This window comes from Ideonella sp. P3_A4, assembly GCF_056403075.1.
This window is the reverse complement of sequence record NZ_JBFUGE010000265.1, coordinates 1-8,232: the sequence shown is the minus strand read 5'-3', so window position 1 is coordinate 8,232 and position 8,232 is coordinate 1. Positions and strand designations below refer to the sequence as shown.

Here is an 8,232-nt window from a genome sequence, read left to right as displayed (position 1 = left end):
ACCTCGCTGCCTTCGGCCTGTTCTTGTTCCTCGCCGGCCGGCGCGTGCGCCTGCCCTGGTTCACCAATGCAGGCTGGACGCGACGCGATGTCGAAGACTTGCTGTTCTTCGGCGTGGTGGGCGTGGTGTTGGGTGGGCGCCTGGGCTACGTGCTGTTCTACAAGCCCGGCTACTACGCCAGCCACCCACTCGAAGTTTTTGCGGTCTGGAAGGGCGGCATGGCTTTCCACGGCGGGATGCTGGGCGTGGCCGTGGCGATGGCGCTTTTCGCCAAGTTGCGGCAGCGGCCGTTTTGGCAGGTGATGGACCTTATTTCCCCGTGCGTCCCGACGGGCCTGGCCAGCGGCCGCATCGGCAACTTCATCAATGGCGAACTGTGGGGCCGCGCCGCCGACCCCAGCCTTCCGTGGGCGATGGTGTTCCCGCAGTCAGGGCTGGACATCCCGCGCCACCCGTCGCAGATCTACCAGTTCCTGATGGAGGGCGTGCTGCTGTTCGTGCTGCTGTGGTTCTATGGCAAGAAGCCGCGTGGGGCAGGGCAGGTGACAGGTGCTTTCCTGTTCGGCTACGGCGTGTTCCGCTTCATCGCCGAGTACTTCCGCGAGCCTGACAACTTCCTCGGCCTGCTGGCCATGAACATGAGCATGGGCCAATGGCTGTGCGTGCCGATGATCCTGGGCGGTGCGGCGCTGTGGGCCTGGGGCTCGCGCCAACCGGTGCCGAGCGCCATCGTGGGATCGAACGCATGAGACAGATTTTTCTCGACACTGAAACCACGGGCCTGTCGCCCGACAGCGGCGACCGCCTGGTCGAAGTCGGTTGCATCGAAATGGTCAGCCGGCGCTTGACCGGCAACACCAAGCACTTCTACCTGAACCCCGAGCGCAAGAACAGCGAAGACGCGGTGCGGGTGCACGGCCTGACCGACGAATTCCTGGCCGACAAGCCCATCTTCGCAGCGATCGCCGACGAGCTGATGGAGTTCCTGGCCGGTGCAGAGATCGTGATTCACAACGCGGCGTTCGACGTGGGCTTCCTGAACGCCGAGTTGCGGCGCCTGAAGCGCCCCTTGTTTGCCGATTGCGTAGGCGGCATCAAGGACTCGCTCGCGATGGCGCGCGAGATGTTCCCGGGCAAGAGCAACTCACTGGATGCCTTGTGCAGGCGGCTGGAGGTCGACAACTCCAACCGCACGCTGCACGGCGCGCTGCTGGACGCGGGCCTGCTCGCCGAGGTCTACATCCGGCTGACGCGCGGGCAGGACTCGCTGGTCATCGACTCTGCCGAGTCGCCCAGCCAAGGCCTGCAGGTCGTGCAGATCGACCTTTCCACTTTCGATTTGCCGATCACCGTGTTGAGCGATGACGAGCTCGCCGCTCACACGGCGATGTTGGCGGAGTTGGACAAGGCCAGCGGCGGCAAGACGCAGTGGCGAAAACTTGTGGCATAATCTAAGGCTTCCCGGAACACACAGTTCTACTCAAATTCCGGGCGGTTAGCTCAGCGGTAGAGCACTGCCTTCACACGGCAGGGGTCGCAGGTTCGAACCCTGCACCGCCCACCAGATCAACGCCCCACTTGTCGACCGACAGTGGGGCGTTTCTCTTTGTGGCTCCGCTCGTTGAGCATCCCTGTCGCGCCGGCAGGCAGCCTCAGAAGTTCGCAAACCCGCCCGGCAGCACCGCTGACAAATCGTCGCCGGTTTCCTGCAGTTGCACCAGCGTGGCTTGGCGTGCCCCCAATGGGTCGCGGTTCTGCAGGGCCGTGAGGATGGCCTTGTGCCGGGGCAGCGATAGCGCGTGCGTGTTGGGGTGCTGGCTGCTGAGCTTGATCGACTCGCGCAGTGCCAGCGATAGCATGTTGCCGATGTAGGCCAGCAGTTCGTTGCCGGTGGCATCGGCAATGCGGCGATGGAAGGCGAGGTCAGGCTCCAGCAGCTCTTCCGGTGTGCGCGCCGCCTCCATGCGGGCATAGGCCTCGGCGATGGACTTCAGTTGCTCTTCGGTGGCCACTTGCGCGGCCAACGCGGCCGACGCTGGCTCGATGATGCGGCGCACTTCCATCAGGCTGCCAACGAACTCGTTTTTCGGTTTGCTCTGGATCAGCCAGTACAGCACGTCCGGGTCCAGCAGGTGCCACTCGTTGCGCGGGCACACGGTGGCGCCGGACCGCTGCTTCGACAGCACCAGGCCTTTGGCCACCAGCACGCGCATGGCTTCGCGCAGCACGGGGCGGCTGACCTCGTAGGCGTCGAGCAGCGTCGCTTCGTTTGGCAGGCGCTCGCCGGGCTTGATCTCACCCGAAACAATGCGCAGGCCCAGTTCACGGACGATGCGGCCGTGCATGCTCTTGCCGTCAGGTTTGCGGCGGTAGGCGGAGAGCTCGGCGTGGGCTTGGGTATCCATGGATGGGCGCAGGGACAAAGCGGAACCCTATCACAGCGTCCCGCGGTGACACCGGCGCGGCGGGCGCGTTGCTTCAACGCCCCCAGCGCAGCACCAGCGGGTCCAACCGACTTGCGGTTTCGATCAGGCCTGCGCGCAMGGCAGGGTGCAGGTCGGGCCATGGGTGGCGCGAGGCAGCGCAGGCGATGACGCCACCTTCGTGCATCAATGCCTTGGCGGCCAGGAAGCCGGCCTGGCGATTCTCGTAGTTGATCAACGGCAGCCAGCGCTGGTACAGGTCCATCGCTTCTTCGCGGCGGCCGGCGGTGTAGGCATCCATGATCTGGCGGATGCCATCAGGGTAGCCACCGCCTGTCATCGCGCCGGTGGCGCCGGCGTCCAGATCGGGCAGCAAGGTGATGGCTTCTTCGCCGTCCCACGGGCCCTCGATCGCGTCGCCGCCCAGGCGGATCAGCTCGCGGAGCTTGCTCGCTGCGCCGGCAGTTTCGATTTTGAAGTAGGCGACGTGTTCGATCTCTTTTGCCATGCGGGCCAGGAAGCTGGCCGACAGCGGCGTGCCGGCGACCGGCGCGTCCTGGATCATGATCGGGATGCGGATCGCGTCCGACAGGCGGGCGAAGAACTCGTGGATCTGCGGCTCGCTGACGCGCAGCGTGGCGCCGTGGTAGGGCGGCATCACCATCACCATCGCGGCACCCAGGGCCTGCGCAAGGCGGCTTCGGTCGATGCAAACCTGGGTGCTGAAGTGCGTGGTCGTCACGATCACCGGCACGCGGCCGGCCACGTGTCCGAGGATCGTTCGCGTCAGCGTCTCCCGCTCGTCGTCCGACAGCGCGAACTGCTCGGAGAAATTGGCCAGGATGCACAACCCGGTCGAGCCAGCGTCGATCATGAAGTCGACGCAACGCTTCTGGCTGGCCAAGTCGAGTTCGCCATGCTCGTTGAATGTGGTCGGGACGACCGGAAAGACGCCTCGGTAGCGGGAGGTGGAGTGGCTCATAGGTCTGCCAATAAAGTATGACTAATTATTGAACGACGCGCCACTGCTTGTCAAAGTGACGCCCGAAGCGAAACATTCATACGTATTACATTTCAAGCGGCGTGATGCCACTCTGACCCGAAGCCGCGAATGAACGAATCACCGATGACCCTTGCCGCCCCCCGCATCGACTGCCGCGAATACGGCCAGCTGCCCGACGGGCGCGTGGTGCACGAATACACCCTGGCCTGCGGCCCGCTGACGCTCACCGCGATCACGCTGGGCGGCATCGTCACCCGCCTGTTGGTGCCGGACCGCGCTGGCCGCGTGGCGAACGTGGTGCTGGGCTTCGATGCCTTGCACGACTACGTCGAGCGCAACCCGCATTTCGGTGTGATCGTCGGGCGCTACGGCAACCGCATCGCTGGGGCGCGCTTTTCACTGGACGGCCAGGTTCACGAGCTCTCGCGCAGCGACGGCGACAACTGCCTGCATGGCGGCCTGCGGGGTTTTGGCACCCAGCTGTGGYGGGCTGAACCACTGCCTTGCCGGTCTGGCGATGACAGCGTCGCGCTGCAACTCAGCTACACGAGCGAAGACGGCGAGCAGGGCTTTCCGGGCCGGATGGAGGTGCGTGTGCGCTACACGCTGGCGGCCGATGCCAGCTGGCGCATCGACTACGAGACCACGACCGACCGGCCGACGGTGGTCAACCTGACCCACCACGACTACTTCAACCTGGYCGGCGGCGGCAGCGCGCTGGGGCACCGATTGCAGCTGGCCGCCAGCCGCTACACCGAGGTCGGGCCGGGGCTGATTCCCACGCGCGTGGCCGAGGTCGAGGGCACGCCGTTCGATTTCCGCCACCTGGCGGTAATCGACAGTCGCATTCGGCAGGACCACCCACAACTCGCCCACGGCCGGGGTTACGACCACAACTGGTTGCTCGACCGGACCGGTGGCGACGCGCTGCAAATGGCCGCGCGGCTGGAAGACCCGGCCAGCGGGCGCTTGATGACAGTGCTGACCACCGAACCTGCGATCCAGTTCTACTCTGGCAACTTTCTCGACGGCACGCTGCTCGGCAGCGGGGGCCAGCGCTACCGCCAAGGCGACGGCCTGTGCCTGGAGACCCAGCACAGCCCCGATTCACCGAACCGGCCCGACTGGCCGAGCACGGTGCTGCGCCCGGGCGAGACTTACCGCAGCAGCACGCTGCACCGATTCAGCTTCGACTGACTCAGCAGGCGAAATCGGCCCACACCGCAGCGTGCTGCGAGGCGCAACGTGCCGCGGTGCTGACAGCGGGAAAAGGTCGCTCGTTGGCGATCGAGTTGCTCTGCAAGTCGGGCAGGCCACGGCGTTCGATACCGGCCTGGCAGAACGCGGCTCTCAAGGCATCGGAGACCAGGATGTAGTCGCGCTGTTCGTTCTGGCGCATATGGCAGGTCCAGCGGTCGTCGGGGATGGCGAACTGCAGCGCCAGCACGTCGTACAGCCCGTTCGTCTTCAGCAGCGGCGCCAGGGTTTGTGGCGCGTGTAGCGGCGAGTCGCCCAGGTCGCCCAACACCGCGACGAGGTCGCGGCCGAGGTCGAAGCGCTGCGTCAGCAACTGGGCAGCAGCGGCGGCCTGGCGGCGGCGAAGCGCGTCGCCACCGTTGCCGTCCACATCCGCACCGTGGAAGTGGGTGATCAGCAGATGCAGCCGGCGTTCGTCTGCCAAGGCCAGTTCAATCTCCACACAGTCGCGCTCGAACAGGCCGCCGTGCGCATCGTGATCGAACAAGTGGCTGCGCAGCGCGACGATCGGCAACTTGCTCATCAGGCCCAYGCTGATGCCGCGCGGGTCGTGGCTTTCGACCAGCATCGAAAAAGGGAAGCGGCCCTTCAGGTGCATACGGTTGACGGCCTCGATGGCCAGGCGGCTTTCCGCCTCGACCAGGCATTGCACGTCGGCGTCGACGGCGCGCAGCACCTGGGCCTTGGCTTCTCGGCGCTCGTCAGAGATCGCGGCGCGGCGATGGCGCAGCCCTCCCGGGCTGAATTCGACGTGGCGTGCCAGCGAGGCGGCTTGCAGTTTGCGGGGCGGGTGCGGCAGGCTGGCCAGCCGGTCCAGCAGCTCAATGCGGCGTGCGGGCTCGGCCAGGCTCAACACCCGGGCGCGGCTGAAGAGGTTTTCGCAGTTGAAGGTCGACAGCCGGATCTTCGTGGCCATGGGGGCGCCGCGCGCTGGAGTGGCAGGTCTTTGTCGACTTTGCCATCGAGCGCGCCACGGGCCGTCCCCAGCCGGTGGGATGACGCGGCGCGGGAAGCGCCGCAGGCACCGCGTTCAGTCGTCGGCCGAGGCGTCGCTGATGCGTTGCCAGTGCTGAGCCACCGAGCGGGCCAGCGAGACGGCGTCCAGGCCGCCCATCGGGGCGACTTGCCCGGCCACTGCTTCGGCATCGGCGCCAGCGATCGTCGCGTCGGCTACGGCGCCCAGCGCCAGCATGGCGCGCACCGGCTGCGGCCGCTGGGCCCAGCTGTCACGGTCGTGCGGGCGTTCGCGCACGTAGTCGGCCACGTCACCCGCCAGACCCCAGGCCCGGCACAGCGACGAGCCCAGCACTTCGTGGCTGAGGCCGAAGGCCGCGGTTTCTTCGGCCAGCAGGCTGGTGAAGTCGGGGCTGTTGGCGTGCCGCGACAGCAGGCCGGGGTAGTCGGCCGGCGCATGCAGGCACAGCACCGCCTGGCCGCTTTGCGCAAACAGGCCGGCCGATTGGGCCCGCCAGGCGTGCAGGCTAAGCGACACGGCAGTGCGGCCCATCAGCAGGCCGCGCAGGCGAGCACTGTCCCAGATGCGGGCCATGTCAGGCGAGGGCGGGAACTGCGTCCGCAGGCCCAGCTCCAGCGTGATCGCGGCGACCTCGCGCATGCCGAGGTAGAGCACTGCTTCGGCCACCGTCTCCACGCGCCGCAGCACACCGAACATCGCAGAGTTGACGGTGCGCACCACCGCCGAGGCGAGCGCCAGGTCGCCCTCGATGACTTCGGCCACCTCGGGGATCGAGGTGTCTTCGTTGCCCATCAGCTCAGAGAGCTTCAATGTGGCGGCTGGGCTGGCCGGCAGTTCGATGTCGAGCTGCCGGAGGCTGGAATCGGGGCGAGTGCTCATGCTGTTTGTCCTCAAATGAGGGCCGGGACCCGAAGGTCCCCGCGAGGAGTGGGTGACAGCGATGATGGCCGGAAAGCCCGGCCAGCACAAACCCGGTCGGATGGCGGCGTGTTTATCTCACGGCCACCCGGGCAAGCCGTGGCGCTCAGCGGACGGCGTGCAGGTCGCCCGAGCCGACCACGCGGCTGCTGACCTTGGGCGGGTTGCCGCTGTAGGCCACGTCGCCCGAGCCGGCGATTTGCACCGAGAGTGCTTCGGCAGCATGCACCCGCACGTCGCCCGAGCCGGCGATGTCGACGTTGACGCGCTTGGCCTGCAACTCGGCAGCGTGTACGTCACCCGAGCCGGCCAAGTTGTAGCTGGCGTCATCGCACTTGCCTTTCACCCAGATGTCGCCCGAGCCGGCCAGGCGGGTGATCAGCTTGCCGAGTTCGGCGTTGTCCAGCCGCACGTCACCCGAGCCCGCGAGCGAGAGTTCGAACTGGTCGCCCTTGATCGCGCTGACGTTCAGGTCGCCGCTGCCACGCAGGTCAGCCTGGGTCAGCTTGGTGAAGTCGACGTTCACGACCAGTTGCGATTCGGTGCGGATGCCGGTGTTGGGCTTGAGCTTGACGACCAGCGTGTCGCCCTCGACGGTGGTCAGGATCAGCGGGGCGATGTTGTCGTCGGCGTGGACCGTGACGCCCGGTGCGCCGGCCGGCTTGGCATTGACGGTGATCGCGCTGTCCAGCCGCAGCTTGCTGAACGGGCCGATGGTGCGCTTGTCGTCGATGACCTTGCCCGAGCCATTGACGCGGCTGTTGACCATGCCGCTGTTGATGTCGATCGTCAGCGCCTGGGCAGCCTGCGGGGCGGCAAAGCCGGCCAGCGTGACCAGCACGGACATCAACGGGGCCAGCATCAGGGCTGAGGGACGGGCGAGGCGAGCGGTACGGCGGTCTTGCATCTGGAACTCCTGTTCTGGAATGTTCGTGATGCTACGTTCGCCACGGCAGCGCGCCAGCGGGGCGCGACAGTCCGTAGATCCGGCGGCCTGAACCGCACGACACGCGGACAGCCCGGAGGTGTTTCAGCCCGTTTCGGGCGGCGAGATCCACTGCCCGTCCACCAGCAGCTGGTGGGGGCCGAACTGGTTCTTGTAGGCCATCTTCGGGCTCTCGGCGATCCAGTAGCCCAGGTACAGGTGGGGCAGCTTCATCGCCTTGGTCTGCTCGATCTGCCACATCACGCAGTAGGTGCCGTAGCTGGCCTTCACGTCTGGGTCGTAGAAGGTGTAGACCGCCGACAGGCCGTCGCTGAGGATGTCGACGATGGCCACCATGCGCAGCGCGCCGAGGCCGTCTGCGCCGTCTTCACCGACCGGTTCGCGGAACTCGATCAGCCGCGAGTTGACGCGCGTCTGCAACAGGAACTGGGTGTACTGGTCGACGCTGTCGTGGTCCATGCCGCCGCCTGCGTGGCGGCCGGCCTGGTAGCGCAGGTAGAGCTGGTAGTGCTCGGGCACGAAGCCCAGGCGCATCACGCGGGTCTTCAGGTTCTTGTGCGCCGTCCACGAGCGACGCTGGCTGCGGGTGGGCTGGAAGCCGGCGACCGGCACGCGCAGCGGCTTGCAGGCACGGCAGCTGTCGCAATAAGGCCGGTAGGTGAACATGCCGCTGCGGCGAAAGCCGCAGGCGACCAGCGCAGAGTAGGCC

At 66.7% G+C, this 8,232-nt stretch carries 9 protein-coding genes and 1 tRNA gene; 4 read left to right on the top strand and 6 right to left on the bottom strand.

What is annotated here, in order from left to right; translation table 11 throughout:
• The 3 genes from lgt to AC1DYI_RS20625 all read left to right on the top strand — a co-directional run.
• A partial coding sequence (gene lgt, locus AC1DYI_RS20635) for a prolipoprotein diacylglyceryl transferase (RefSeq protein WP_477206006.1) occupies positions 1-749 on the top strand: 749 nt, incomplete at its 5' end.
• Positions 746-1,450: a DNA polymerase III subunit epsilon gene (gene dnaQ, locus AC1DYI_RS20630; protein ID WP_477206005.1), complete on the top strand. Its 705-nt coding sequence runs from the start codon at positions 746-748 to the stop codon at positions 1,448-1,450. The genes lgt and dnaQ, both read left to right, overlap by 4 nt.
• Before the next feature lie 39 nt (positions 1,451-1,489).
• A tRNA-Val gene (locus tag AC1DYI_RS20625) sits at positions 1,490-1,564 on the top strand.
• Between the two features lie 88 nt (positions 1,565-1,652).
• Here the strand turns inward: AC1DYI_RS20625 and AC1DYI_RS20620 are convergent.
• Positions 1,653-2,405: a FadR/GntR family transcriptional regulator gene (locus AC1DYI_RS20620; RefSeq protein WP_477206004.1), complete on the bottom strand. Its 753-nt coding sequence runs from the start codon at positions 2,403-2,405 to the stop codon at positions 1,653-1,655.
• 73 nt (positions 2,406-2,478) lie between these two features.
• Positions 2,479-3,405 carry a dihydrodipicolinate synthase family protein gene (locus tag AC1DYI_RS20615; protein ID WP_477206003.1) on the bottom strand — a complete coding sequence of 309 codons (927 nt, stop codon included), beginning with the start codon at positions 3,403-3,405 and terminating at the stop codon, positions 2,479-2,481.
• 144 nt (positions 3,406-3,549) lie between these two features.
• Here AC1DYI_RS20615 and AC1DYI_RS20610 point away from each other — a divergent pair, with 144 nt between their 5' ends.
• A complete protein-coding gene (locus AC1DYI_RS20610; protein ID WP_477206002.1) occupies positions 3,550-4,623 on the top strand; it encodes an aldose epimerase family protein in 1,074 nt (357 codons plus the stop codon).
• Between the two features lies 1 nt (position 4,624).
• Here AC1DYI_RS20610 and AC1DYI_RS20605 read toward each other — a convergent pair whose 3' ends face one another.
• The 4 genes from AC1DYI_RS20605 to AC1DYI_RS20590 all read right to left on the bottom strand — a co-directional run.
• Positions 4,625-5,599 (bottom strand): endonuclease/exonuclease/phosphatase family protein, encoded by a 975-nt coding sequence (locus AC1DYI_RS20605; RefSeq protein ID WP_477206001.1) that lies wholly within the window; start codon positions 5,597-5,599, stop codon positions 4,625-4,627.
• Between the two features lie 114 nt (positions 5,600-5,713).
• Positions 5,714-6,538, bottom strand: a complete 825-nt coding sequence (locus tag AC1DYI_RS20600) for an HDOD domain-containing protein (protein WP_477206000.1) — start codon at positions 6,536-6,538, stop codon at positions 5,714-5,716.
• 145 nt (positions 6,539-6,683) lie between these two features.
• Positions 6,684-7,484, bottom strand: coding sequence for a head GIN domain-containing protein (locus tag AC1DYI_RS20595; protein WP_477205999.1), 801 nt, complete (start codon positions 7,482-7,484; stop codon positions 6,684-6,686).
• A 123-nt stretch (positions 7,485-7,607) separates the two neighbouring features.
• Positions 7,608-8,232: arginyltransferase (locus AC1DYI_RS20590; protein WP_477205998.1), on the bottom strand; the 625-nt coding region annotated here is incomplete at its 5' end.

Bases quoted from the DNA above. Each gene is read 5' to 3' on its own strand.
- dnaQ (WP_477206005.1), top strand. From the start codon at position 746: ATGAGACAGATTTTTCTCGACACTGAAACCACGGGCCTGTCGCCCGAC.
- AC1DYI_RS20620 (WP_477206004.1), bottom strand. From the start codon at position 2,405: ATGGATACCCAAGCCCACGCCGAGCTCTCCGCCTACCGCCGCAAACCT.
- AC1DYI_RS20600 (WP_477206000.1), bottom strand. From the start codon at position 6,538: ATGAGCACTCGCCCCGATTCCAGCCTCCGGCAGCTCGACATCGAACTG.
- AC1DYI_RS20595 (WP_477205999.1), bottom strand. From the start codon at position 7,484: ATGCAAGACCGCCGTACCGCTCGCCTCGCCCGTCCCTCAGCCCTGATG.